The organism is Nocardia sp. BMG51109 (assembly GCF_000526215.1).
In the GTDB taxonomy this organism is placed as follows: domain Bacteria; phylum Actinomycetota; class Actinomycetes; order Mycobacteriales; family Mycobacteriaceae; genus Nocardia.
In genome coordinates this window covers 1,356,947-1,380,448 of the sequence record NZ_JAFQ01000004.1, presented here as the reverse complement: position 1 = coordinate 1,380,448, position 23,502 = coordinate 1,356,947, and the positions used below count along the sequence as shown (strand labels likewise).

The 23,502-nt window shown below is 67.6% G+C and carries 27 protein-coding genes; 19 read left to right on the top strand and 8 right to left on the bottom strand.

The annotated features are described in order from the left end of the window. Positions 1–131: 131 nt before the first annotated feature. The 6 genes from D892_RS0107445 to D892_RS0107425 all read right to left on the bottom strand — a co-directional run bounded on the left by D892_RS0107445 (position 132) and on the right by D892_RS0107425 (position 5,783). Complete coding sequence (locus D892_RS0107445; RefSeq protein ID WP_156959424.1) at positions 132–1,073, bottom strand: hypothetical protein; 942 nt, start codon at positions 1,071–1,073, stop codon at positions 132–134. Positions 1,074–1,089: 16 nt separating this feature from the next. Continuing rightward, a complete protein-coding gene (locus tag D892_RS0107440; protein ID WP_024800639.1) occupies positions 1,090–1,743 on the bottom strand; it encodes a hypothetical protein in 654 nt (217 codons plus the stop codon). Positions 1,744–1,998: 255 nt separating this feature from the next. After that, positions 1,999–2,997, bottom strand: a complete 999-nt coding sequence (locus D892_RS0107435) for a hypothetical protein (RefSeq protein ID WP_156959423.1) — start codon at positions 2,995–2,997, stop codon at positions 1,999–2,001. A gap of 12 nt (positions 2,998–3,009) precedes the next feature. Then, positions 3,010–3,543 (bottom strand): hypothetical protein, encoded by a 534-nt coding sequence (locus tag D892_RS0107430; protein WP_024800637.1) that lies wholly within the window; start codon positions 3,541–3,543, stop codon positions 3,010–3,012. Between the two features lie 76 nt (positions 3,544–3,619). After that, entirely contained in the window at positions 3,620–4,498 is an 879-nt protein-coding gene (locus D892_RS44930) for a 2'-5' RNA ligase family protein (RefSeq protein WP_198036857.1), read from the bottom strand. A gap of 73 nt (positions 4,499–4,571) precedes the next feature. Further along, entirely contained in the window at positions 4,572–5,783 is a 1,212-nt protein-coding gene (locus tag D892_RS0107425; RefSeq protein WP_024800636.1) for a helix-turn-helix transcriptional regulator, read from the bottom strand. Positions 5,784–6,157: 374 nt separating this feature from the next. Between D892_RS0107425 and D892_RS0107415 the strand changes: the two genes are divergently transcribed. The 8 genes from D892_RS0107415 to D892_RS0107380 all read left to right on the top strand — a co-directional run bounded on the left by D892_RS0107415 (position 6,158) and on the right by D892_RS0107380 (position 9,524). Then, positions 6,158–6,532: a hypothetical protein gene (locus tag D892_RS0107415; RefSeq protein ID WP_156959422.1), complete on the top strand. Its 375-nt coding sequence runs from the start codon at positions 6,158–6,160 to the stop codon at positions 6,530–6,532. Next, positions 6,529–6,843, top strand: a complete 315-nt coding sequence (locus tag D892_RS0107410; protein ID WP_024800634.1) for a hypothetical protein — start codon at positions 6,529–6,531, stop codon at positions 6,841–6,843. The genes D892_RS0107415 and D892_RS0107410 overlap by 4 nt, the downstream gene beginning before the upstream one ends. A gap of 62 nt (positions 6,844–6,905) precedes the next feature. Then, positions 6,906–7,343, top strand: a complete 438-nt coding sequence (locus tag D892_RS0107405; protein WP_024800633.1) for a hypothetical protein — start codon at positions 6,906–6,908, stop codon at positions 7,341–7,343. Next, complete coding sequence (locus D892_RS0107400; RefSeq protein ID WP_024800632.1) at positions 7,343–7,750, top strand: glycosyltransferase; 408 nt, start codon at positions 7,343–7,345, stop codon at positions 7,748–7,750. The genes D892_RS0107405 and D892_RS0107400 overlap by 1 nt, the downstream gene beginning before the upstream one ends. Next, complete coding sequence (locus D892_RS0107395) at positions 7,750–8,103, top strand: hypothetical protein (RefSeq protein WP_024800631.1); 354 nt, start codon at positions 7,750–7,752, stop codon at positions 8,101–8,103. Before D892_RS0107400 ends, D892_RS0107395 begins: the two co-directional genes overlap by 1 nt. 124 nt (positions 8,104–8,227) lie before the next feature. Continuing rightward, positions 8,228–8,380, top strand: a complete 153-nt coding sequence (locus tag D892_RS47640) for a hypothetical protein (protein ID WP_198036856.1) — start codon at positions 8,228–8,230, stop codon at positions 8,378–8,380. Beyond that, positions 8,377–9,291 carry a nucleoside hydrolase gene (locus D892_RS0107385; protein ID WP_024800630.1) on the top strand — a complete coding sequence of 305 codons (915 nt, stop codon included), beginning with the start codon at positions 8,377–8,379 and terminating at the stop codon, positions 9,289–9,291. Before D892_RS47640 ends, D892_RS0107385 begins: the two co-directional genes overlap by 4 nt. Beyond that, positions 9,288–9,524: a hypothetical protein gene (locus D892_RS0107380; protein ID WP_024800629.1), complete on the top strand. Its 237-nt coding sequence runs from the start codon at positions 9,288–9,290 to the stop codon at positions 9,522–9,524. Before D892_RS0107385 ends, D892_RS0107380 begins: the two co-directional genes overlap by 4 nt. 141 nt (positions 9,525–9,665) lie before the next feature. Here D892_RS0107380 and D892_RS0107370 read toward each other — a convergent pair whose 3' ends face one another. Further along, positions 9,666–11,168, bottom strand: coding sequence for an aldehyde dehydrogenase family protein (locus D892_RS0107370; RefSeq protein ID WP_024800628.1), 1,503 nt, complete (start codon positions 11,166–11,168; stop codon positions 9,666–9,668). 265 nt (positions 11,169–11,433) lie between these two features. On the opposite strand from D892_RS0107370, the gene D892_RS0107365 reads away from it, so the two are divergent. The 9 genes from D892_RS0107365 (at position 11,434) to D892_RS0107325 (ending at position 20,402) form a co-directional block, all read left to right on the top strand. Then, the gene (locus D892_RS0107365) at positions 11,434–12,369 is read left to right on the top strand and encodes a TauD/TfdA family dioxygenase (RefSeq protein ID WP_024800627.1); all 936 of its coding nucleotides are present in this window, start codon (positions 11,434–11,436) and stop codon (positions 12,367–12,369) included. Continuing rightward, the gene (locus tag D892_RS0107360; RefSeq protein WP_024800626.1) at positions 12,366–12,641 is read left to right on the top strand and encodes a hypothetical protein; all 276 of its coding nucleotides are present in this window, start codon (positions 12,366–12,368) and stop codon (positions 12,639–12,641) included. Before D892_RS0107365 ends, D892_RS0107360 begins: the two co-directional genes overlap by 4 nt. A gap of 299 nt (positions 12,642–12,940) precedes the next feature. Further along, positions 12,941–13,588 (top strand): ABC transporter permease, encoded by a 648-nt coding sequence (locus tag D892_RS0107355; protein WP_024800625.1) that lies wholly within the window; start codon positions 12,941–12,943, stop codon positions 13,586–13,588. Then, positions 13,585–15,039 (top strand): ABC transporter ATP-binding protein, encoded by a 1,455-nt coding sequence (locus D892_RS0107350; RefSeq protein WP_024800624.1) that lies wholly within the window; start codon positions 13,585–13,587, stop codon positions 15,037–15,039. The genes D892_RS0107355 and D892_RS0107350 overlap by 4 nt, the downstream gene beginning before the upstream one ends. After that, positions 15,036–15,773 carry an ABC transporter permease gene (locus D892_RS0107345; protein ID WP_024800623.1) on the top strand — a complete coding sequence of 246 codons (738 nt, stop codon included), beginning with the start codon at positions 15,036–15,038 and terminating at the stop codon, positions 15,771–15,773. Before D892_RS0107350 ends, D892_RS0107345 begins: the two co-directional genes overlap by 4 nt. Continuing rightward, positions 15,770–16,756: a glycine betaine ABC transporter substrate-binding protein gene (locus D892_RS0107340; RefSeq protein ID WP_024800622.1), complete on the top strand. Its 987-nt coding sequence runs from the start codon at positions 15,770–15,772 to the stop codon at positions 16,754–16,756. The genes D892_RS0107345 and D892_RS0107340 overlap by 4 nt, the downstream gene beginning before the upstream one ends. Positions 16,757–16,835: 79 nt before the next feature. Then, entirely contained in the window at positions 16,836–17,621 is a 786-nt protein-coding gene (locus D892_RS0107335) for an SAM-dependent methyltransferase (protein WP_024800621.1), read from the top strand. A gap of 167 nt (positions 17,622–17,788) precedes the next feature. Then, positions 17,789–18,856: an FO synthase gene (locus tag D892_RS0107330; RefSeq protein ID WP_198036855.1), complete on the top strand. Its 1,068-nt coding sequence runs from the start codon at positions 17,789–17,791 to the stop codon at positions 18,854–18,856. Then, positions 18,849–20,402, top strand: a complete 1,554-nt coding sequence (locus D892_RS0107325) for an NAD(P)/FAD-dependent oxidoreductase (protein WP_024800619.1) — start codon at positions 18,849–18,851, stop codon at positions 20,400–20,402. Before D892_RS0107330 ends, D892_RS0107325 begins: the two co-directional genes overlap by 8 nt. 4 nt (positions 20,403–20,406) lie before the next feature. Here D892_RS0107325 and D892_RS0107320 read toward each other — a convergent pair whose 3' ends face one another. After that, positions 20,407–21,135 carry a hypothetical protein gene (locus tag D892_RS0107320; RefSeq protein ID WP_024800618.1) on the bottom strand — a complete coding sequence of 243 codons (729 nt, stop codon included), beginning with the start codon at positions 21,133–21,135 and terminating at the stop codon, positions 20,407–20,409. A gap of 309 nt (positions 21,136–21,444) precedes the next feature. On the opposite strand from D892_RS0107320, the gene D892_RS0107315 reads away from it, so the two are divergent. Together D892_RS0107315 and D892_RS0107310 are read left to right on the top strand one after the other, a co-directional pair. Continuing rightward, the gene (locus D892_RS0107315; protein WP_024800617.1) at positions 21,445–22,455 is read left to right on the top strand and encodes an iron ABC transporter permease; all 1,011 of its coding nucleotides are present in this window, start codon (positions 21,445–21,447) and stop codon (positions 22,453–22,455) included. After that, complete coding sequence (locus tag D892_RS0107310; protein ID WP_024800616.1) at positions 22,452–23,501, top strand: iron chelate uptake ABC transporter family permease subunit; 1,050 nt, start codon at positions 22,452–22,454, stop codon at positions 23,499–23,501. The genes D892_RS0107315 and D892_RS0107310 overlap by 4 nt, the downstream gene beginning before the upstream one ends. Position 23,502 lies beyond the last annotated feature (1 nt).

The window sequence follows — 23,502 nt, the reverse complement described above, 5'->3', positions numbered from 1 at the left end:
CATCGTAGATATGTCGAATAGGCGCGTGTGTTGGTTGGCGCCACGAGCAATGTCGCCCGGCGCTCGGGGCGTCCGCCGAGCAATTCGTCATGTAGTCGACGGGCGATACCCTGGCCGGTGTACTCCGAATTTCATCGGACTTCGCGCTCTCCCCGTTCGTCGCGCTCGAGTTCGCGCACGCGCTCGTAGGCTGTCCGCGACAGCCGCGGGGCCCGGTCCTGCCGGCGCACGTCCTCGCCGGGTAACGGCTTGCTGACCGCCAGCAGATCGGCGGCGTCCCGCTGGGTCATCCTGACCACCTGGCCGGCCGCGGCCGCCTCCCGTGCCTGCCGTCCCAGCTCGGCTGTCCGCTCCACTGCACGCCGCCGCGCCGCCCCGGCGGCGTCGTCCGCCTCCCGCGCGGCTGGCTCCCGTTCCTGCCACTGACCGGTCGGCTCGAGTTCTTTCCCCCGGTCGGCTCGTTGTTGTGCTTCGCGGTCGCGTCCTGCCCGTTCGATAGCGCGCTGTGCCATCTCCTGCGTGCGGGCCTTGGCTCGGATCCGCTGGGCGCGTTCCCGCTGCCGCTGCCGCCTCACCAGCTCCGGGACATCGTGTAGATCTCTCTGGACGCCGCGGCTGCGTTCCTCCAGGACCCTGCCGAGTTCCCGCGCCCGCTTGGCTTCCTCACGACCGACCTCCAGCACTCGGAACCGATCGCCGAAGTCGCGCACCATCCCCGCCAGCTCTTCGCGTACTTCCCGGTCGACCTGGGCGCCTTGCACTACTACCCACGTCCCGCGGGCGTTCGGGTCACGTTCGAGGATGTTGCGGTCCTTGGCCGCCTGGCGCATCGCCTTCGGGCCTACGCGCCCGGACTTGTATTCGCTGAACTCCCGGCCGCGCTCGTCGGCACGGGCGGTGTCGTGGATACGGTCGCCAAAGTCGGTCTTGATGACCTGTTCGTATCGCCAGCCCTTCTCGAGGGTTTCGCCAAGCAGATGGGCCATACCCAAATGAAAATGCCGACCACGCTCGTTGTGCCGACGGCCGCTATCACGCGCCTTGCGGCGGCGCTCCTCCTCGTCGTCGGGCATCCCCCCTCAGCCCCCGTCACCCCTCGGTGCTACGCGCGATGTTCCTCAGCTCGCGCCCCTCATGCGGCAGGTCATAGGCTTCCGCGTAATCAATTGCGCGGGAATAGATCTCGTCCGTGACACGGGAGAAGTCGGGGACGTCCTCGTCTTCGACCGACAGGAACAGCCGATCGCTGATGTCGTCGGCGGGGGCGTCGTAGTGGTATCCCACCTTCGGCGCGAACGTTCCTCCGAAGAGCCCCGATATCGGGCTGTCATAGCCGCCGTTGAACCAGACTCCACCGGCGCGGCGCACGAACGTCTCACCGATCCAGCACGCGAACCGGTCGACCAACTCGGCGTTGCCGGGGTCGTACATGCTGGTCTCGTCCGGGAAAAACCAGTCGAACACGCCCTCGATCCAGTGCAACATGGCGTCGCTGTAGCGGTCGGCGCCGGGCATCGGCGGGATGATATCGGCGTAGGCATCGGCATCGCCGTTGATCGGCGCCCGGCTGTACCCCTGCGCCACCCACCACCCGACCTCTCCGACCGGGACGGTGGCGAACGTCTCGGTGAACAGTAGGTCGATCTGGGCCGCGATACGGTCCGGGTTTCGCCAGCGCAGCCACGCGGGGTCATCCTGAGCCTTCGCATCGAACCAGCCCGGATCCAGCTCTGCACTCCCCATGCCCTCAGCCTCTCGTTCGAATTCAACTGTGTCGCAACATTACTCACGCAAATCGTGGATCAGCACATCGAATTGGGGCGCGTCGGGCCAATCGGGGCGTAGCCAACCGACCTTGCGCCAACCCCATCGTAGATATGTCGAACAGGCGCGTGTGTTGGTTGGCGCCACGAGCAATGTCGCCCGGCGCTCGGGGCGTCCGCCGAGCAATTCGTCATGTAGTCGACGGGCGATACCCCGGCCGGTGTACTCCGAATTTCATCGGACTTCGCGCTCTCCCCGTTCGCCGCGCTCGAGTTCGCGCACGCGCTCGTAGGCTGTCCGCGACAGCCGCGGGGCCCGGTCCGGCCGGCGCACGTCCTCGCCGGGTAACGGCTTGCTGACCGCCAACAGATCGGCGGCGTCCCGCTGGGTCATTCTGACCACCTGGCCGGCCGCGGCCGCCGCCCGTGCCTGCCGGCCCAGCTCGGCGGTCTTCTCCACTGCCTCGCGTCGCCGCGCCGCCGCGGCGTCGGCCGCCTCGCGTGCGGCCCGTTCCCGGTCGGCCTTCTGCTTGACTTCCTGTTCAGCGCGGGCCCGCTCGGCTCGCGCGGTGTCTTCGCGGGCACGCTGGTTCGCTCGCTGCGCGACCTCGGCCCTGCCACGCACCATTCCGTCGCGTGCGCGCATCATGGTCCGGAAGCGTTCGGCCTTCTCTCTGGCCAGTTGTAGCGCCCGCAACCGTTCGGGGGACAGCAGTTCGAGCTGACCGCCACGGGCCAGCCGTTCGCCGAGTTCGATCGCTCGTTGCTGTTGCCGCCTGGACACCTCGAGGTGCTGGAAACGGCCCGGGAAGTCGCGGACCATCTTCGCAAGCCCGTCGCGTACTTCTCGTGACATCGACTCGCCGCGTACGGTTACCCATACCCCGGAGTGGTAGCGCCCGGTCTCCAGTAGGTGCCGGTCGCCGCGTAGCTGGTTTAGCGGTTCGCGGCCTTCGACTCTGCCGCTCTTGTATTCGCGGAATGCCCGTTCGCGGTCGTTGTGCACCCGGGCCTGATCCAAGACCCGCCGTTTGCCATCTTGCACACGTTCGGAATGTTCACGCACCCAACCGCTTTCGCGCGTTTCGCCTCGTATATGCGCCATGCCGAGATGGAAATACTCGCCTTTTGTGTTGGCGTCTCGGCCACGCTGTTGATCCTTGTCTTGCTGCCGCCGAATCTCTTCGCGTTCACGCTGCTGTTGTCGGCGTCGTCTCTCCTCGTTCTCGGACACGTGCGGTCACGATCATGCGTCGGTTTCGCTCCATTCTTCGTATTGACGGTGGTCGTCGTAGAGGAGCGCGCCGACAGCTGCCCAGCCTTCGCCGATAGCTAGATCCGCGAGCGTCCAGAGTGTGACGGTTCTCGGGGTGAACGGGTACCGAAGGGCCGGGTTGATGGCGGGGTAGAAGCTGCGTGCCGGGTCGGTGGGCCGATCGTCGTAGAGCGTGGCTCCGGTGCTCACCTCGAACGCTTCGGCCAGGAAGCACACGAATTCGTCTGCCAGAGAGCGGTTTTCCGGCCGCATCGCGGTCGCCATGTCGGGGAACAGTCCGGCGATGACGTCGCCGATCTCCGCTTCCCTCGGCGATGCTTGCAGGTAAGGAAGGCCCCCCATGAAGTATTCGATGAGTAGTTCGTCCGAGGTGATTCGCCGCAGGAACTTCCCGGTTTGTGCGGCTCGCCGGACCGGCTTGAACCACGCTTTCCAGGCGGCCTCTGGGTCCTCCAGTTGGACACCGAGGTCTATCGTCAGCTGTTGGTGGTCTCCGCTGTCCACGCCGTTTCCCCTTTCAGTATTCGAGTTTGACCGCTTCGGCCAGCTCGCGCATGTCCGGCGATCGAATCGGACCCCGTCAGCGACCCAATTCCATCGTGCCGACGTTTTTCCATTCGTACCGGTGATTATCGCGATTGAGTTCGATGAGTGATATCTCGGTGACAGGTTCCGTTATCTCTGCATCTCCCAAGCCAGATCGCACGAGCACACGCTGAAGATCTGCAATTATTGCCTCCCCGGTGGAATACGCTAACGTCAGATGCGGCGTAAATCTATCGGTGCGTTCGGGTATACAATCGTCCCCCCAGACTGCGCCGATAGCCGATTGCAAGTTGCTGCGCACGCGCGTGAGTGGACCAGGGTTCACTACCGGCAATCCTATCGTCTCTCTATCAGCGACCGGCCGACCAAGCACGATTTCGAACCGTTGCGAATGTTGGAGGATTTCGGATGCGGTATCAGCAATTCGCTCAAGGTCGTTGGATGATACTGCATCAGCGAACCCAATGCCCTGAATGGTGATGTGCAACCCGTTGGGCGCGACGGGTTGCATGGTCGGGATGTCAGCCAGAGTTGGCGCGAATTGTTCGACCAAACCGGCAGCCGCGGAGTTGTCGGCGAACGTCAGGTGCCACGTGTAGAATGATCGGCCCGGGCGCCAGCCTGGGCGCCACCACCAATGATCGCGCGTCCGTTCATCCATCTTCATCAGTCCCATTAGTGCTTGCGGCGAGTGCGGGCAGACTACCGAGGTTTGCCAGTTCCCGAAATGCCGCTGCGGCTTCGGCGATCTCAGCAACACCTCGAGCGCTGCCTGCCGTAGCCCGAGCAAGTTGAACAATGCCGTCGACCTGCTGCACCAGCGGGCCGACACGGTGTTCGGCTGGGCTTCTTCGACGGCACCGCGGAGGTCGCTGGCGTCGAGGTCTAATCCGATGTGATTTGCACTCCTCAAGCCCCCCAGCCTCACGGCTCGAATTAAGCTGCGCCGCAACATGCTTCGATACCCACGGAAGCCGCCCTCCGACTCAATCGTTGAGTCCCAGAATGGATGCGAGTCGTTCGGCATCCGGCCGGACGGTCGCGCCGCCGTTCTCGACAAGATCGGGGACGGCTGATTGAGCGAACAGGGAGAACCCGAAGGTATCGGGAGATTCCTTGTGCGCCTTGGATAAGAGCGAAATGGTAGCCAGCGATTCATCACGCATGAAGTGTGCGCGAGCAGTCTCGGCGGTGTGGAAACTGCGGCGCGTTGCCGAGGGCATCTTGCCGAGATCCACTTTTGCTGCCTGCCTGATCGCGTACCCGCTGTGCATGAGATCGGCCTGGATCGTGATCATGTAGGCATCCACCATCGAACGGCCGAACATCAGCCAGGGATGTACATAGTCGTCGCCGAGTGCCTTGGCGGCTTTGTCGGCTTCGTCCCAGTAGCGAAGTGCGTCGCCTTCGCGTCCAATCTTCGCGTAGGACAGGGCGATTGCCAGTCGCAGCAGACCCCATAGTGCCAGATCGTCGCCTTGTTTCTCGGGTTTCAGCAATTCGGATATTTCGAGCGCCAGTTCTACGCGGGCATCGTGCTGCTCGCCGGCGTCGCGATAGACGTGGTTGACGTACCACGCTGCGGCGGCCATTGCGTGTGGATCGTCGGCGTCCTGTGCAGCGGTCATTGCCCGATCACCGGAGAGCAGCACCAGCGACGCAGGCGGTTGGAATGACAAGTACAGCTGGGTCAGGTGGTAGACCTGGGCGAGCGTCGCGAGTGCCTCTCGACGCTCATTGCCGTCGAGCTGCCGGACGGCGATCCGCGCGTCGCGCAACAGTCCGGGTAGCAGGGTGGCGATTGCCGATCGCTGGTATGCCGCCCCGTGCCACAGCGCCCATGCTTGACGGGTGCGGGCGGCGATTGCCTCCGATGACAGGTCCGGATCGTCGCTGCTCGCCGACGCCGGGTAGGACGCCAGAGCCTCGCTGATCTTCGGTAGCGCGGGGTGTGACGTTTTCCCGTAGAGGGAACGCACCAGCGGCTGGTCACCGGTGAGTTGCGTCAGATCTTCCAAGTCGAGGATCTCGGCGAGGCGGATCAACATCGGTAGGCGCGGTTGCTGCAAACGGCCTGTCTCGAGCGCCTTGACCCAGCTCGCGGAACGCCCGGCTAGATCGCCCAGCACTGGGCGAGTCATACCAGCCTGTTGCCGCAGACGTTGAAGTCGTTGACCAAATTCACTATCGCGAACCATGACGCACTCCAGGATATGGGGAGGTCAATAGGGGCACAGTTTGTGTCTCTTATTCATTGTGGCACGGGCCACGGTAGATGAGCACCCAGGTAGCCGGTAGCCCCGTTCCCCTCCTCGCGGGGCGTCTTTATCCCGACTGCGGCCTTTGCCGGGACCGGGTATCCGGGTGCAACCTGAAACCGAACACACCATACACTCGAGGTCCGACACGAAATGTCTTGCGGGACAACACAAACCGCCGAGTGCGGTATGGAGTCGAAGATCCGCAGCCACGACCATGCGGTCGCGTTGCTGCGGACGCACACCGATCACGGCGTATGCCAGACGTATCTCGCTGCGGTCGCGTATTGCACTGAGGCCCAGGGGGATTACGAGTGATGTTCTCCCCTGCCCTGCCTGCCGACATGCCGATCCCGACGCCCCGGGAGGCGGGCCCGCTCCGGGTCGTGTCGTTCCTGCGTACCGACGTGTCGGGCGCAGCCACCGAACTTCACTACCAGGTGATTCACCATGCCTGTGTTGAGCGAAGGTTCGAGATCGTCGGAGAGATGATCGGCGACGCCCACACATGGCGGGCACCATTCGCCGCACTGGTCACGGTGTGCACGACACGGGGCGCTGACGCAGTGCTCACCCCGTCACCGGATCATCTCGGGCCGGGACTATTCACCGTGTCGGCGGTGTCGGCGGTCCTCACGCTCGAGCCACCCGAAATATGGGTGCGGGGTAAGCGGGTGGTCTGGCCGTGATCAGGACGACCGAGTATCCCGGCCTGTTCGCGGTTGTCGCGCTCGGTGCGGTGTTCGTGGTGGCGCTGGTGTGTTTCTGCCGGGTGCTGCGCGAGGACGATGCGCCGCACGAGTCGACGACGTTGGGCGTGTACGACCTGCTGTTCCGGCTCGATCACACCGATCCCGCGCCGATTCGCAGCAGTGATGAGGCCCACGACGTCACGCAGCGGCACATCAATTGCGACAGCGCCGACTGTCCCCGCAAGCGGGCCGCGCTCACCTACCTCGAGGCGCGCGGGAAGTTCAAGCGCGACAGCAGCCGCTACTGAGAGCCCAGGGGAGTTATCGAAATGATGTGCGCCTATGCGGCAGTCAGCCGGAAGGGGAAGCGGTGACCGACCGGATACCGCGTATCGAAGAGATCATGAATGCGATGAAAGGCGTTGTGCCCGAATCTCATCGGCACATCGATACCCTGCGCGCGGCGTGGCTGCTCGCCACTTTGGACGAATGGTTGACACTCGACACCATCACCACGTCGGCCGGAGAGACTATGCCGGATATGTTGCGCGCCTTGGATTTCGGTGACTACCGGGACATGGTGCACCGGCAGCTCGTTGAACGGATCAGGGAGACGGGGCCGCGGCGGCGCGGTTACGCCGACGCTGTTGGCCGGCTTGCGGCGGCGTGGCGGGCGTGGAAACGCGAGGTTGCCAACGACGACGACAACAGCCGGTCCCTGATGGACGCGGCGCGGGAACTGGAACAGGCGCGGTGGCACTACATCGGCGACACCACCGTCCGCAACGCACGGAAAGGCTCGGCGTGATGGCGATGTATCCGCCCCTCGATGACGTGCTGGCGGCCTTCGACGGCCGGGTACCCACACAGCACCCGCACGTGACGATTCTGCGCGCCGCGTGGCTGCTGGCGACGTTACCGGGATGGATGAACCCGCACTCGATGACGACTCTCGAGGCCGAATCCGGCGGCGAGGCACTGATCGCGGTGGGCCTGCCCCATCTGACGACGACCGTGCGCGAAGCCCTGACCGACCGGATCGCGGTCGCCGCGAACGACAGCGACGACCTCGCCGAGGCGATCGACCGCCTCGCGGCAATCCGCAACCACATTCGCCGCCTGTCCCCGCACAGCCCACCCGAGCAGATCACCGCCGCCGTACAGGCGTTCAACGACGCCCGGAAAACCTACACCGACCTCACAGCGGTGTCGTGATGCGGTACCGGCCTACCGCATTGTGCTGGATCGACCCCGACGTCTCCCGCCGCCCGGAATGGGATGCCGCGCAGGTGCGGCGGCTGGCACGGCAGCTCGGGTACGTCCTGCTGCAACCGGCCGACGACACCCTGATGCCGCTGGTCGACCAGATCCGCGCCGCCGACGTCGATGCCGTGATCGCACCCGCCCCGGACCACTTCGACGTGGTCGGGTTGTACGCGGTGATGTGCATCGTCGATGTCGAAACAGCTTGCCCGCGAATGAGTTTCGCGCGATGGGCGACAACCGTCACCGGGGACACATCGGGTGAATGCCCGCGCATGAACGAAAAAGATTACCGCACAACATGAGTCGAAGAGGAGATCAGTCATTGTCACCGCATGTCGGATACGGCGTCAACCAGCAGAAGATCTTGCGTCGCCTCGGTACCGAGGCGCGCGCCTGACGTGTCAGCAGATATCGGCGAGGACCGGGATGGACATACGGACGGTGACCCGCACTGTGCGGGTGTTGGAACGGTGGGATCTCTTGTGCGACAGCGGAGTACGCGGCGAGAGCAGGGACTGGATGTGGCAGACCACCGCCGCCGGCCGCAAGGCCATCCGGCCGGCGGGAGTGACGGCGTGACCCTGTCGCGGTCGATGATCATCGACACCGATGCGTTCTGGGATCCCGACGACCTCCTCGCGATCACTCTCGCCGCCATGCTGGTGCGTCGGCTCACGGTGATCACCAGCAACGAGACCGGCGGCCGCCGTGCGCGTGGCCTTCGCCGATTCCTGAATTCCCTGGGCCGCATCGATGTTCCGGTCGTCGCCGGGTGCGATCTCGGCGACACCCACCGGTTCAACTGCGACGACTATATCGAGGATGTGCCCGAACAACCGGCCGATGTGCTCGGCGCCGTCGCCCGGGCGTGCGCGGCCGAGCGGGCGATCTGGGTCGGTCAGGGGCCGCTGTCGAACCTGGCGAATGTGCTGTCCGCCGAGCCGCATCGCAGCGACCAGCTGGACGTCTTGGCTCAGGGCGGGTGGCTCGACGAGTATCGCGACCCGAGCGCGGCGACGTTCAATTTCCGGCTCGACCCGGCCGCGGCCGGCCTGGCGGTCCGCGCCGCGAACGGGCCGCGGCTGGTGCTGTCGGATTGGACGAACGCCGAGGAAATGGCCGTCACGCGAGAATCCGACCTGTTCCGGATCGTGTCGCAACCCGGTGCGCCCGAATGGGCCCGATGGATCGCGATCTGCCTCGAGCGATGGTTCGACCGCAAACCCAGCAGCAAGATGCACGACCCGCTCACACTGTCGGTGGCGCTGGGACTCCCGTTCGTCGACTTCACCGATGTCCGGGTGCGGATCGAGGCCGACGCCCGCCTGTACCGGGACCGGCGCGGTCGCCTCGTGCGGGTGGCCAACGGTGTCGACTACGCCGGATTCATGGGCTGGTTGTGCGCCATCATCGAGACCGGCATCACCGAGTTCGACCCCGGCGCGGCGTGCCTTGAAGCCGTCGCCCGGACCGCGGAGGTGACGGCGTGACCGCGGCGGCGTCGTCGCCGGATCCGATGGGTGATCCGACATGCACGCGACCGGGCTGCGCCTTGCCGCACCATGCCGACGGACTGTGTTACCGCCACAACTGGATTGCTTGGCTGGCCGATCCGGCGCACCGGGCCCGGCCGCGAGACGAATTCGATGCCGAGCTGGATGCCGAACTGCTGGACGAAGATCGACAGAACCCGGTGACCTCGCGTGACCCGGCCCGGTCGTGACCGGGGGAGATCAATGATCTGGGGGGCTCGTGGTCGAATTTCTCGTGCAGATACCCGTCATCTATTTCGGATTCGGGGCGCTCGGCGGGCTGAAGTACCGGCGACGCGAGAGCGACCGTGTCCGGTCGGCGGAATCGGCGGTCAGGTGTCGGTGAACCAGCCGCCTGCCTTCGGGGCCGTGTTGTGCCAGATGTGTTTGGTCTCTTGGTATTCGGCCAAACCGCCCGGGCCCAGTTCGCGGCCGTTGCCGGAGCGGCCGTAGCCGCCCCATTCGGCGGCGGGGGTGTAGTAGCCGAAGTCGTTGAGCCAGACCGTGCCGTGGCGGAGGGCGCGGACCACGCGTTCGCCGCGGGACGGGTCGGTGGTGCGGACGCCGGCGGCGAGGCCGTAGTCGGTGTCGTTGCCCAGGGTGATGGCCTCTGCCTCGGTGGTGAATCGTTCCACGGTGAGGAGGGGGCCGAAGGTTTCCTCCTGGACTATGCGCATGTCGCTGCGGCAGTGGTCGAAAATGGTCGGGAGATAGAAGCTTCCGGATTCGAGCGCCGGATCGTCGGGGCGTTTGCCGCCGGTGATCAATGTGGCTCCCTCCGAAATGCCCAGTGCTACATAAGCTTCCACCTTGGCGCGATGCTCCTCGGACACCAGGGGGCCGGTCCGGGTCGCGGGATCCATGCCGGGGCCGACCCGGATCCGGGCCGCCCGGTGGGCGAGTTCGGCGACGAAATCGTCGGCGATGGATTCCTCCACGATCAGCCGGGTCCCGGCCGAGCACACCTGGCCGGAGTGCAGGAAGGCACCGGTCAGGACGGCATCGACGGCGGTGTCGTGGTCGGCGTCGGCGAAGACGAGGTGCGGGTTCTTGCCGCCGAGTTCCAGGGCGACGCGGGTGATGTGTTCGGCGGCCGTCCGGGCGATGGTGGCTCCGGTGGCCGCGCCGCCGGTGAAGGAGATCAGGTCGACATCGGGGTTGTCGGTGAGTGCGGCACCCACGACGCCGCCGCTGCCCTGCACCAGATTCACGACCCCGGGTGGCGCCCCGGCCCGGTCGATCAGCTCGACCAGAGCGATCGTGCTCAGCGGCGTGACCTCGCTCGGCTTGGCCACCATGGTGCACCCCGCCACCAGCGCCGGCGCGATCTTCCACGACATCTGTAGCAGCGGATAGTTCCACGGCGCGATGAGCGCGCACACGCCCACCGGCTCGTGCACGACGCGGCTGATCACCTCCGGGTTGCCGGTGTCGACGAGCCGGTCCGCGGCCGTCGGGGCCAGGCGGGCGTAGTAGCGGAACACCGCGATGACGTCGTCGATGTCGGTGTGGCTCTCGCTCAACGTCTTTCCGGTGTCGAGCGTTTCGATGCGGGCTATCTCGTCGCGGTGGGTGTCCAGCAGTTCGGCGATGCGGACGAGGAGTTCGGCCCGCTCCGTCACCGGGGTCGCGGGCCAGTGGCCGGCGGCGAACGCGGTGCGCGCGGCGGCGATCGCGGTCGCCACGTCCGTCCGGTCCGCCTCGGCCACGACCGCGATCGCCGTGCCGTCCGCCGGGTTCAGGATCTCCCGAGTACCGCCCTCGACCGGAGACACCCACTTTCCCTCGACATACAGGGCGCGCGAGTGCAGTAACGGCTCGCTGTCGAGGATCATGCGGTCTTCCTCTCGTTCCGGGGCGGACCGGCCGGTGCGGACGGTTGCTCGCTGTGGGCGACTGGGCGGCGCTACCTCCCACACAGGTGCCCTCTTCCACACAGTGCCGGAATCCCTCGCCGCCCGACGCGGCGGCCCGGTGGTTCAACCCCGGCCGGATCACCACGGATCGCGTTGGAATCCGGGTGACTGTAATGGTGGCTTCGACGGAACCCGGGTGGTTTCCTCTGACCCGATCATCATGTTCGAGCGAAAGGGTCCTGGTATGTCCGTCGACCACGCGGCCGCCACCGGAACAACCGTGCGGGTGGCCAAGTTGGGTGCTCACATCGGCGCGCAGATCACCGGGGTCCGGCTGGGCGGTGACCTGGACCCGGCGACCGTCGCGACCATCCGCGCGGCGCTCAACGAGCACAAGGTGATCTTCTTCCGCGATCAGCACCACCTGACCGAGGACGGACAGTACGAATTCGCCGAACTGCTCGGCACTCCCACGTCGCCGCATCCGACCGTCACCTCGGCGGGCGCGAAGAGCCTGGCCATCGACTCCCGCCACGGTCGTTCCAACAGCTGGCACACCGACGTCACCTTCGTCGACCGCGTCCCGAGGGCCTCGATCCTGCGCGCGGTCACGCTGCCCAGCTACGGCGGCTCGACCACCTGGGCCTCCACCGTCGCCGCCTACAACTCGCTGCCGGAGCCGCTGAAGCGGCTGGCCGAGAGCCTGCGGGCGCGGCACAACAACCAGTACGACTACGCCGCCACCGCCGAGGACCGCCCGGACGAGGGTTCCACGGAATACCGTCGCGAATTCGAATCCACCTACTTCGAGGCCGAGCACCCGGTGGTCGAGGTGCACCCGGAGACCGGCGAACGCGCCCTGCTGCTGGGCGGTTTCGTGCAGCGGATCGTCGGCCTGCCCGGCACCGAGTCGCACGCCCTGTTCCGGCTGTTCCAGGACCGGGTCACCCGCCTCGAGCACACCACCCGCTGGGATTGGTCCCTCGGTGACGTCGCCATGTGGGACAACCGCGCCACCCAGCACTACGCCGTCGACGACTACGACGGCCGCGAACACCGCAAGCTGACCCGCATCACTCTGGCCGGTGACATTCCCGTCGGCGTGGACGGCACGCCGAGCACCGTGATCGCCGGCAACGCCGAGTCCTACGCGACCGGCACCCTGCGACGAGCGGCATGATCACCACAGCCGCGGGGGGCATGATCCCTGCGGCCGCGGGCGGCATCGTTGGGACTGTCGCGGGCGGAGACTTCGGTACCGCCGCCGATGCGCACAGCCGGTACGGCCGTCGGTGGCATGTCGGCGCCGCCGCGAGCGGCATGATCGACCGGGCTGCGGGTGGTGTGGGCGGCCCGGCTGTGGTCGGCGCGATCCGCACTGCTGCGGGCGGCCCGGTGCCGACCGTCGGCGGAGATCCCGAAGTGTTTGTGCCGCAGGTGATTCGACGGTGACTCGTGGTGCTCCTAGCGAATGTGCCGGGCGGGTCGTCGGCGGTGAACCATCGGCTCCCGATGCGCTGGGCGCGACGGAACAGAACGCCGGTGAGTTGCGGGCGTGATCAACATCGCGTTTGACAACCGCACCTCACCGAGCGGTGAACGAAATCCGCCGCAAGCCATGCGGTCGGGCGAATCGCCCGCTAGCGTGTTCCGGAACCGGAGGCGCGGCATCGCATACGCTGGGCGGATTCGCGAGTTCGGCGACCGCGCGCAGCCAGAAACCGTCCGGTTGCGCTGACGAGGGGAATCCCGTGAATCTATGGAGCTACGTCCAGGGACGGGGCGGCACCCTGGCGTTTCTCATGTATCAGCATGCCTCCCTGGCGTTTCAGACGGTCCTGGTCGGGACCGTCGTCGCGGTTCTCCTCGCGATGGCGGTCTATCGGATTCCGGCGTTGTCGGCGTTCTCGCTGACCACGAGCCGGATCGCGCTCACGATCCCCACGCTGGCGCTGCTGGCGCTGCTGCTCGTTCCGTTCGGGCTGGGCGTGGTCCCGTCGTTCGTCATGCTGGCGTTCTTCGCGGCGCTCCCGGTGATCGGCAATGCGATCGTGGGCCTGCGGTCGGTGCCGGCCACGGTCGTCGAATCCGCACGGGGCATCGGCTTCTCGCGCTGGCGCATCCTGCTGACCGTCGAGCTGCCGATCGCCTGGCCGGTGATCCTGACCGGAATCCGGGTGTCCACCCAGATGATCGTCGGCGTCGCCGCCATCGTCGCCTACGTGCTCGGCCCGGGGCTCGGCTCGCTGATCTTCAACGGGCTGTCCCGGCTCGGCGGCGCGAACGCCCTGGAGATGGCCCTGACCGGCACGATCCTCATCGTCATCGTCGCGTTGGTGTTCGACGCGCTCCTTGTCCTGCTCGGACGCCTCACGATCGCAAAGGGACTTTCGTCATGACTGATGTGACACCGCAGCGTGCTGCTGATGCGACACCGCAGCGTGCTGCTGATGCGACACCGCAACCCGCACCGGAGCGCGAGGTGACCGGTGCGTCCATCACGCTGGACGCGGTCGTCAAACGCTATCGGGGACAGGAGAAGCCGGCGGTCGAACGCCTCGACCTGGAGATCGAGGCGGGCGAGATCGTCGCGTTCGTCGGCCCGTCCGGCTGCGGGAAGACGACCACGCTCAAGATGATCAACCGGCTGATCGAGCCGACCGAGGGCCGCATCTTCATCGGCGGGCGCGACGTCACCAAGGAGGACCCCGACAAGCTGCGGCAGTCGATCGGGTACGTCATCCAGTCCGGCGGCCTGTTCCCGCACTGGACGGTCGCCAAGAACGTCGGCGCGATCCCGCGGGTGCTGGGCTGGGACAAGCAGCGCATCGCCGAGCGCACCGAGTACCTGCTCGACCTGGTCGGCCTCGACTCCGGCACGTTCGCCGACCGGCTGCCCAAGGACATGTCCGGCGGACAGCAGCAGCGCGTCGGCGTGGCGCGGGCGCTGGCGGCGGACCCGCCGGTCCTGCTGATGGACGAGCCGTTCGGCGCCGTCGACCCGATCACCCGGGTTCGCTTGCAGGACAGTCTCATTGCGATCCAGCAGGAACTCGGCAAGACCATCGTGATCGTCACGCACGACTTCGAGGAGGCCACCAAGCTCGGCGACAAGGTGCTCATCCTGTCCGAGGGCGGCCACGTCGAGCAGTACGCGCGCCCGGAGGAGATTCTCACCGATCCGGCGACGCCGTTCGTGGAGGAGTTCGTCGGATCCGGCGCGAAGCTGGCGTATCTGACCGTGTCGCGGGTGAAGGATGTCGAGCACGACAAGGTGGTCACGGCCCGGGTCGGCGAGCCGGCGCAGGGGGTGATCGACCGCGCGCAGGCCGCCGGGCACACCTGGGTGGTCGTCGTCGACCAGGCCGGGCGGCCGCGGTCCTGGCCCACGATCGAGGAACTGGGGACCAAACCGGAGGTCTCCGACTATCTCGATCGGCGGCTGCCCGTCGTGGCACGCTCCTCGACTCTCAACGACGCGCTCGACGCCATGTTGGCGGCCAGTCAGGGGGCGACGCTGGTCACCGACGGCCGCGGCGCGGTGATCGGCTCGCTCAGCATCGGCGCGGTGACGGATCTGATTCAGACCAAGCTCGCCGACGCGCGGCCCGAGGAGGCGGATCTGTCGTACGAGACGTACGTGGACGGATCCGATCCGGCACCGACCCCCGTGGTCGCCGCCGATGACGAGCCCCCGGTGGTCGCCGCCGGTGACGAGCCCTCGGTGGTCGCTGCCGGTGACGAGTCCCCGGTGGTCGCTGCCGGTGACGAGTCCCCGGTGGTCGCCGCCGGTGACGAGTCCCCGGCGGTCGCCGGCGGCGAGGAACGCGGATCGGCCGGGCAGTCATGAATCGGCTGCGCCGCCTGCCGCTGGACGTCTGGTTCGAACCGCTGGTCATCCTCGTCCTCGGCATCGGATACGTGATCTGGTACCGCTCGACGACCCTGACCACGACGGAGAAGGCGTCCCTGGGCTGGGACAACTTGCAGACCACGATCCTCGAGCACATCAAGCTGACCGTGCTGGCCACGCTGATCGTGGTGATCGTCGCGATTCCGCTGGGCATCGCGCTGACCCGGCCGGGGCTGAAGCGGTTCGAGCCGATCGCGGTCAATATCGCCAATATCGGTCAGGCCGCGCCCGCCGTCGGCCTGCTGGTCCTGTTCACCTTCTGGCTGGGCACCGGATTCCGCACGGCGATCGTCGGTCTGGTCGTCTACGCCGTGCTGCCGATCCTGCAGAACACGATCGTCGGGCTGCGGCAGGTGGATCAGCGCACGATCGAGGCGTCGCGCGGCATCGGCTTCTCGGGCACCCGGACGCTGGTGCAGGTGGAGCTGCCGCTGGCCGTGCCGGTGATCCTCAACGGTGTGCGCACCGCGCTGGTCATCCTGGTCGGCACCGCGACGCTGAGCACCTTCATCGGCGCGACCAGCCTCGGCACCCTGATCACCACCGGCGTCACCCTGTTCCTGCCCAAGCTGCTGATCTCCGGCGCCATCCTCGTCGGACTGCTGGCGCTGATCATCGACTGGCTCGGCAGGCTCGTCGAACTGGCCGCGACCCCGCGAGGTATCTCATGAGCCGGTCCCGAACCCGATTGGTCACCGCGCTGTCCGCGCTCGCGGTGACGATGTCGATGCTCACCGGATGCGGTCTGGTGAGTTCGTCGGGGACGTTTCAGGAGGCGAACCTGCCGGGCGGCGCGAAGCCGCTGGACGGCGCGAAACTGGTTGTCACCTCGAAGAGCTTCACCGAGGGCGTGCTGCTGGGCAAGATCACCGCGACCTACCTGGCCGCGGCGGGCGCCGACGTCCGGGACATGACCGGAGCGCCGGGTTCCGCGTCGTCGCGCCAGGCCCAGTTGAACGGCGATGCCGACATCCTCTGGGAGTACACCGGCACCGGGTGGGTCAACTACCACGAGCAGACCGAGACCATCGCCGATCCGCACGAACTCTGGCAGCGCGTGCACGACGTGGAGAAGCGCGACCACAACCTGGAGTGGTTGCCGCCGGCCAACTTCAACGACACCTACGCGTTCGGCGCCTCCACACCGACCGCCGAACGGCTGAAGGTGAAGTCGCTGTCGGATGTGGCCGCGCTTCCGGTCGCCGATCGGACGTTCTGCGTCGACGACGAATTCTTCAGTCGCTCCGACGGTTTCATTCCGATGCTGGAGAAGTACGGGATCCCCTACAACGCTCCGAACGGCGTGCCGGCCGGGAATGTCACGCGAATGGACGCGGGCGTGGTCTACACGGCGACGGCCAAGGGTTCCCCGTGCAATTTCGGGATGATCTACACCACCGACGGCCGGGTCAAGAATCTGAAGCTGGTCGTCCTCGACGACGACAGGAAATTCTTCCTGCCCTACAGCGGCACCGCGGTCGTGCGCGCCGAGATCATCGATCGGTACCCGCGGCTGCGGGAGCTGATCGGCACGATCTCCGAACACCTGACCGACGACCTGATGCAGGATCTCAACGGCCGCGTCGACATCGACGGCGAGGATCCCTCCGACGTGGCCTACGACTGGTTGAAGAGCGAGAAGCTGATCGAATAGTCCCGGCGTATTCGCCGCGATAGCGTTGTACGGACGTCCTGGTACGGAAAACTGTTGTAGATCTTGTAAATTGATCGTTATGGATCGGACGACCGACCTGAATCCGCACGAGCCGCACATCGCGCGCATGTACGACTACTACCTCGGCGGCAAGGATCACTACCAGGCCGATGCCGAGGCCGCCGAGAAGGTGTTGCAGGCGCTGCCCGAGGTGCGGCTCGCGGCGCAGGAGAACCGCGGTTTCATCCACCGCGCGACGCGCCACCTCGCCGGCGAGATCGGCGTGCGCCAGTTCCTCGACATCGGCACCGGCATCCCGACCGAGCCGAACCTGCATCAGGTCGCCCAGGAGCAGGCCCCGGATGCGCGAATCGTGTACGTGGACAACGACCCGATGGTGCTCGCGCATGCCCGGGCCCTCATGGTCGGTACTCCCGAGGGCCGCACCGACTACATCCACGCCGACGCGACCGAGCCGCAGGAGATCCTCGACGCCGCCCGCGAGACCCTGGATTTCACCGAGCCGATCGCCCTGTCGCTGATCGGCCTGTTGCACTTCGTCCCCGGCGCCTACGAGGTCACCGCGACCCTGGTGAACGCGCTGCCCTCGGGTTCGTATGTGGCCATGAGCCATCTGACCGCCGACTTCGACCCGGAGGGGATCGCGGCGACGGTCAAGGTGTACGAGGAACGCGGACTCTACTGCCATCCCCGCAACCGGGACGAGATCGCCCGCTTCTTCGACGGCATGGAACTGCTCGAGCCCGGAGTCGTGCCGATCCACCGCTGGCGGGCCCCGATCGACCCGCCGAAGTCCATGGACGCGAAGGTCCCGGGTTACGCGGCGGTAGGCCGCAAGCCGTAACCGGACGCGCCGGTCGGCCGCACCTGGGTCACGCCGGGTGCGGCTACCACGCCGAACTGCCGTCGACGCCCGGCGAGGCCGAGCTCGCCGATCCGTCCTGAGCCCCGCTCCCGGGCGCCCGGAACTGGGGCGGTTCGGCTCGCGCACCGGTCGGTATGGTGGGTCCGGTGGATGGTGCGCTCGCCGAAGTCGATCTGCCCGACGCCGGTCGGGTGCGGGAGTGGCTCGCCGAGGCGGGGCCGGCCCCGGCCTCGCTGCCGGACGAGGGATACATAACGTTGCTGGGGGCCGACGGCCCCGAACTCGAGGAGCTCTGCCGGCTGGCCGATGCGCTGCGGCGGCAGGCGGCCGGCGATGCCGTGACCTACGTCGTGAACCGGAACCTGGATCCCGACGCGGTCTGCGGCGCCGGTGCGGCGCGGGAGCGGCTCGCCGCCCTGGTGGCCGAGGCATACGAGCTGGGTGCGACCGAGATCTGCATGCAGGGCCCGCTACCCCCCGACAGCGACGACGACTATCTGGCCCTGATCGCCGCCGTCACCGCGGCGGCACCGGTTCACCTGCATGCCTTCCGGCCCGAGGAACTGCTCGACGGCGCCGCCCGGCACGGCATGCCGCTGGACCTCTTCCTGGGCGCGGCCGTGGACGCCGGGCTGGGATCGGTCCCCGGCACGGGCGCGCGCATCCTCGACGACGAGGTGCGTGCCCGGCTGCGGGGCGGCCCTGACCTGCCGGTGAGTCGCTGGGTGCAGGTGATCGAGACCGCGCACGGCATCGGCCTGTTCTCGACCTCGACGATCGTCTACGGCCACTTGGAGACGCCCGCGCAGCAGGTCGCCCATCTGCGGCTGCTCGCCGAAATCCAGGACCGCACCGGCGGTTTCAGCGAGTTCATCGCGATGCCGTACGTCCCGGGCGCACCGCCGATCCGCGCCGACGCGGGGCCCGGCCCGTCCTGGCGGCAGACCCGCGCACTGCACGCCGTCGCGCGGCTGCTGCTGCACGGGCGCATCGAGAACATCCAGGCCGCGTGGCCGAAGTTCGGTCCGGAGGCGGCGGCCGGGCTACTGGCCGGTGGCGCCAACGATCTCGGCGGACTGCTGCTCGACGGCCGCCTCGCGCCCGATGCCGGTGTCGAGGCCGGGCGCACGCTCACCGCCGACGACGTGGAGCGGATCGCGCAGCGGCTGAACCGGCCGGCGCGCCAACGGACGACCCGGTACGGCCATGTCTGAAGCCGTTCTCCCGCAGGGGGATACGGTGCGCGTGGATGTCCTGATCGTCGGCGCCGGCTTCGCCGGGCTGGGCATGGGCATTCAGCTCGCGCGCCGCGGGCACGAATCCTTCCTGATCATCGAGCAGGCCGACGACGTGGGCGGCACCTGGCGCGACAACCGCTATCCCGGTGTGGCGTGTGATATTCCGGCGCATCTGTATTCGTTCTCGTTCCGGCCGAATCCGCAGTGGCCCCGGGTCTTCGCCGAGGGCGCCGAGATCCACGAATACCTGCGCTCCTGCGTCCGGGAGGAGGGGCTGGCGTCCCGCCTGCTGCTGAACTGCGCGCTGGAGCAGGCGCGCTGGAGCGAGGCCGACGCACGGTGGCACGTCCGGACGACGCGCGGCGAGATCTCGGCCGCCACTCTGATCGTGGCCACCGGCCGGCTGACCGAACCGAAGATTCCGCCCGTCGCCAATCTGGCGGAATTCGCCGGTAGGCAATGGCATTCGGCCCGCTGGAATCCGAAGGTCTCGCTCGTCGGCAAGCGCGTGGGCCTGGTCGGCACCGGCGCCTCGGCCATCCAGATCCTGCCGCGGCTGGCGGGGGAGGCCGCCGAACTCGCCGTCTTCCAGCGTTCGGCGCCCTACGTGCTGCCCCGCGGCGACCGCCTCTACACCCGCGACGAGCTGTTGCGCTTCTCCGACGATCCGCAGGCCATCACCGAGCTGCGGGACGAACTGTTCGCGGAGGCCGAGCGCAGCATCGCCGCCCGGAAGCGGCAGCACCCCGAGATCGATCTGCTGCGCCAGCGGGCGCTGGACTACCTGGCGGCGCAGGTGGGTGACGTGCGGCTGCGCGAGCAACTGACCCCCGACTACGAAATCGGTTGCAAGCGAATCCTTTTCTCCGACGACTACTATTCCGCGTTGCAGCGCGAGCACGTCCGGCTGGAGCCGACCGCGCTGGCCCGCGTGCAGGACGGCACGGCGATCGCCGCGAGCGGCAACGCCTACGACGTCGAGGTGCTCATCTTCGCCACCGGCTTCAACGCGACCCGGCCCTCGATCGCCAAGCGCATCGAGGGCCGCGGCGCGCTGCCGCTCGCCGAGCGCTGGAGCGACGGCATGGTCGCGCACGCCACCACGACCGTGGACGGCTTCCCGAACATGTACGTGCTGGACGGCCCGAATGCGGCACTGGGCCACAATTCGGCGATCTATGTCATCGAGACGCAGATCGACTACGTGCTCGGCGCGCTCGATCACCTCGCGCGCAGCACCGACGACGTCCTGGAGGTCACGCCCGAGGCGGTGCAGTCCTCCATGCGCGACATCGATGAGCTGGCCCGCGACACGGTATGGACGCAGGGCGGCTGCCTCAGCTGGTATCGCGACGAGCGGACCGGCCGGGTGACGCTGCTGTGGCCGGACAGCGCCACCTCGTTCCGGCAGCGCAACGCGACCTTCGACATCAGCGCGTACCGGGCCTCCCAGCCGCGCGCGCCGAAGGCCCCGGCTCCCCGAACGGGGAGCCGGAAGCCGCCGGAAGACTTTGTGCCGTAACGGATTACTTCTCTTCCTTGGGCGCAGGCGCCGGGAACGGCTCGTTGATCGTGGTGAAGTACTGCGCGGCGGCGAGGATCGCGACCGGGGCGGTCACCAGGATCTGACCGGCCAGCGTGCCCAGCGCTCCGATGGCGACGATGCCGCCGAGGCAGCCGACCGCGGCGGCCGGGATGAACGGGCCGAACAGTCCGACGAGGGTGGCGGATGCGACGGTGGCGCCGGCGATGCCGCCGAGCACACAGCCGATGGCGCCGCCGCCGATGCCGCCGACCAGGGTGCCGATGCTGGCGCCCAGGGCGATGGTGGCCGTCATCCGGCTCCAGGCATCCTTCTCGCGTTCGTACGGCGAATCCCAGTCGGCGCCGTCCTCGAACGGCAGCGCGACCGGCTTGTACTGGGCGTGCGCCATATCGAACTGCGGTGTGAGCGTGGCGGTGTGGCCGGAGATGTCCGCGGCGATCGGGAAGACGAAATCGTCCACCCGGAAGTTCAATTCGGTGCCCGCCACGGTGTTCCCGCCGGCGGACTTGATCTTGAAGACCCCGTCCTCGACCACCATCGAGCCCGAATCGGTGCCGATGACGGTGTTCTCGGCCGTCGGCGTGGCGGTGTAATTGATCACGTTTTCATCGGATGAATTCGGGGAAGGTGCAGCGCTGCTCACTCCGGCAGTGAGGCCGAGCGCGGTGCTCACGGCCACGACCGGCAGGGCGATTTTGGTGAGTTTCACGGGGTGGACCTTTCTTCGTTCCCTCATCTGGACGTGCGCCGATAACCCGACGTCGCGTTCGGGTCGAGTGCGTTGTGGGGTAAGGGAATACGGCGCGTCCTCGGTAGCCGGGAATTTCCCGGCGCCGCCACGGCGTCTGCTGAGTGTCACCTGAGCGTTGACTGTGCATCGGCTGCGAATCTGGCAAACCGGACTGTAGAGTAGGCAAGCCTAAGGCCGCAAGAGATAGGTGAGGCTTAGCTAATTTGATCATGATGGAACCGGGTTGATCCTCGTTCCGCGCAGTGTCGAGTCGGGGAGAACGAGCCGATGTACAGCCCTCAGGAGCGGAATAGGCGCTGGTCGGGATGGGTATTATCGATCGTCGTCCTGGTGGTGGCGGGCCTGCTCAGCCTCCTCGTGGGTGCCAAGTCCATTCCGGTCACCGAAGTCTGGACGACCCTGTGGGGCAGTGACAGCGCTCCCGACCATCTGATCGTCACCGGCTATCGAGTGCCGCGAACCCTGCTCGGTCTGCTCGCCGGAATCGCCCTCGGTGTCGCCGGATGCCTGATGCAGGGGCTCACCCGCAACCCTCTGGCAGACCCCGGGCTGCTCGGGATCAACGCCGGCGCGGCCTTCGCCATCACGCTGGCCGTCGCGTTCTTCGGCCTCACCGACATCACGTCGTACGTGTGGTTCGGACTGGCCGGCGCCGCGGTGGTCTCGCTGGCGGTCTACCGATTGGGCACCGCCGGCCGGCAGGGCGCCGACCCGGTCCGGCTCACGCTGGCCGGTGTCGCCGTCACGGCGGTGCTGTCCGGCGTCACCAAGGGCCTGATCCTGTTGAACGCCACCGCCTTCGACGAGATGCGGCAGTGGGACTCGGGATCGCTGACCGGACGCGGCTACGACATCGTGCTCGGCGCGGCGCCGCTCATCGTGGTCGGCGTGATCGCCGCCGTGATCGTGTCCCGCTCGCTCAACACCATGGCGCTCGGTGACGATCTGGCCCACGCGCTCGGTGTGCACGTCGGCCGCACCCGGCTGCTCACGGCGGTGGCGCTGACCCTGCTGTGCGGCACCGCGACCGCCGCGGTCGGGCCGATCACCTTCGTCGGCCTGGCGGTGCCGCATATCGCCCGCCGGCTCGTCGGACCCGACCAGCGCTGGATCGTCGCGTACTCGATGCTGCTGGCGCCGATTCTGGTGCTCGGGTCGGATGTGCTGGGGCGCATCCTGATCCGGCCCGACGAGATTCCGGCGGGCCTGGTGACGGCCTTCCTCGGCGCCCCCGCGCTGATTCTGCTTGCGCGCCGGGCACGGGTGGGTGCGTCGTGACGCCCGGGGTCGATTTCGGCCGCCCGGTGCTGGTGCTGCGGTTCCGCGGCCGCACCGCCCGGGTGGGTCTGCGCGCGGCGGTGGTGAGCGCGGTGCTGCTGGTGGCGGCGCTGGCCGTGGCCGTCCTGGCGCTCGGCACCGGCGACTACCCGATCGCGCCGGACCGCGTGCTGCGCGCGCTGTTCGTCGGGGATCAGCGGTTCGATCGTCTTGTGGTGTGGGAGTGGCGATTTCCGCGCGTGGTGCTGGCCCTGGCGCTGGGCGCCGCGCTCGGCGCCAGCGGCGCGATCCTGCAGTCGGTGACCCGGAATCCGCTGGGCAGCCCCGATATCGTCGGCTTCAACACCGGCGCCTACACCGGGGCGCTGATCGTCATCCTGATCCTGGGCGGCGGCCACGTGCAGACCGCCGCCGGCGCGCTGATCGGCGGCCTCGGCACCGCACTCGTCATCCAGCTCTTGGCCTTTCGGCAGAACGTGACGGGGTACCGGCTGATCATCGTCGGCATCGGGATCAGCGCCATGCTGGCCTCGGTCAACACCTGGCTGGTCATGCGCGCCGATCTGGACGCGGCGATGTCGGCCGCCGCCTGGGGCGCGGGCTCGCTGGACGGGTTGTCGTGGTCGCAGGTCGCGCCCGCGCTGATCCTGCTGGCCGTGCTCGCGATCGCCCTGTTCCCGGCGTCGTCCCGGCTGCGGATCCTGGATCTGGGCGACGACACCGCGAGTGCGCTGGGCCTGCGGGTCGGCCGGGCCCGGCTGCTGCTGGTCGTGCTGAGCGTCGCGCTCACCGCGGTGGCCACCGCCGTCGCCGGGCCGATCGCGTTCGTCGCCCTGGCCGCACCGCAATTGGGGCGCCGGCTGGCCCGCACCCCCTCGACCGCCCTGCTTCCCGCCGCCGCCATGGGCGCGCTGCTGCTGGTCACCTGCGACTGGATCGCCCAGCGCGCCTTCGCGCCCACCGTGCTGCCCGTCGGCATCGTCACCGTGTCGATCGGCGGGCTCTATCTGGCGTATCTGCTGGTGGCCGAGGCCAGACGGAACTGAA

Excerpts from the sequence above, each read along its gene's own strand:
- D892_RS0107445 (WP_156959424.1), bottom strand. The coding sequence starts at position 1,073 with ATGCCCGACGACGAGGAGGAGCGCCGCCGCAAGGCGCGTGATAGCGGC.
- D892_RS0107440 (WP_024800639.1), bottom strand. The coding sequence starts at position 1,743 with ATGGGGAGTGCAGAGCTGGATCCGGGCTGGTTCGATGCGAAGGCTCAG.
- D892_RS0107425 (WP_024800636.1), bottom strand. The coding sequence starts at position 5,783 with ATGGTTCGCGATAGTGAATTTGGTCAACGACTTCAACGTCTGCGGCAA.
- D892_RS0107400 (WP_024800632.1), top strand. The coding sequence starts at position 7,343 with ATGGCGATGTATCCGCCCCTCGATGACGTGCTGGCGGCCTTCGACGGC.
- D892_RS0107395 (WP_024800631.1), top strand. The coding sequence starts at position 7,750 with ATGCGGTACCGGCCTACCGCATTGTGCTGGATCGACCCCGACGTCTCC.
- D892_RS47640 (WP_198036856.1), top strand. The coding sequence starts at position 8,228 with ATGGACATACGGACGGTGACCCGCACTGTGCGGGTGTTGGAACGGTGG.
- D892_RS0107370 (WP_024800628.1), bottom strand. The coding sequence starts at position 11,168 with ATGATCCTCGACAGCGAGCCGTTACTGCACTCGCGCGCCCTGTATGTC.
- D892_RS0107365 (WP_024800627.1), top strand. The coding sequence starts at position 11,434 with ATGTCCGTCGACCACGCGGCCGCCACCGGAACAACCGTGCGGGTGGCC.
- D892_RS0107360 (WP_024800626.1), top strand. The coding sequence starts at position 12,366 with ATGATCACCACAGCCGCGGGGGGCATGATCCCTGCGGCCGCGGGCGGC.
- D892_RS0107350 (WP_024800624.1), top strand. The coding sequence starts at position 13,585 with ATGACTGATGTGACACCGCAGCGTGCTGCTGATGCGACACCGCAGCGT.
- D892_RS0107345 (WP_024800623.1), top strand. The coding sequence starts at position 15,036 with ATGAATCGGCTGCGCCGCCTGCCGCTGGACGTCTGGTTCGAACCGCTG.
- D892_RS0107340 (WP_024800622.1), top strand. The coding sequence starts at position 15,770 with ATGAGCCGGTCCCGAACCCGATTGGTCACCGCGCTGTCCGCGCTCGCG.
- D892_RS0107335 (WP_024800621.1), top strand. The coding sequence starts at position 16,836 with ATGGATCGGACGACCGACCTGAATCCGCACGAGCCGCACATCGCGCGC.
- D892_RS0107325 (WP_024800619.1), top strand. The coding sequence starts at position 18,849 with ATGTCTGAAGCCGTTCTCCCGCAGGGGGATACGGTGCGCGTGGATGTC.
- D892_RS0107315 (WP_024800617.1), top strand. The coding sequence starts at position 21,445 with ATGTACAGCCCTCAGGAGCGGAATAGGCGCTGGTCGGGATGGGTATTA.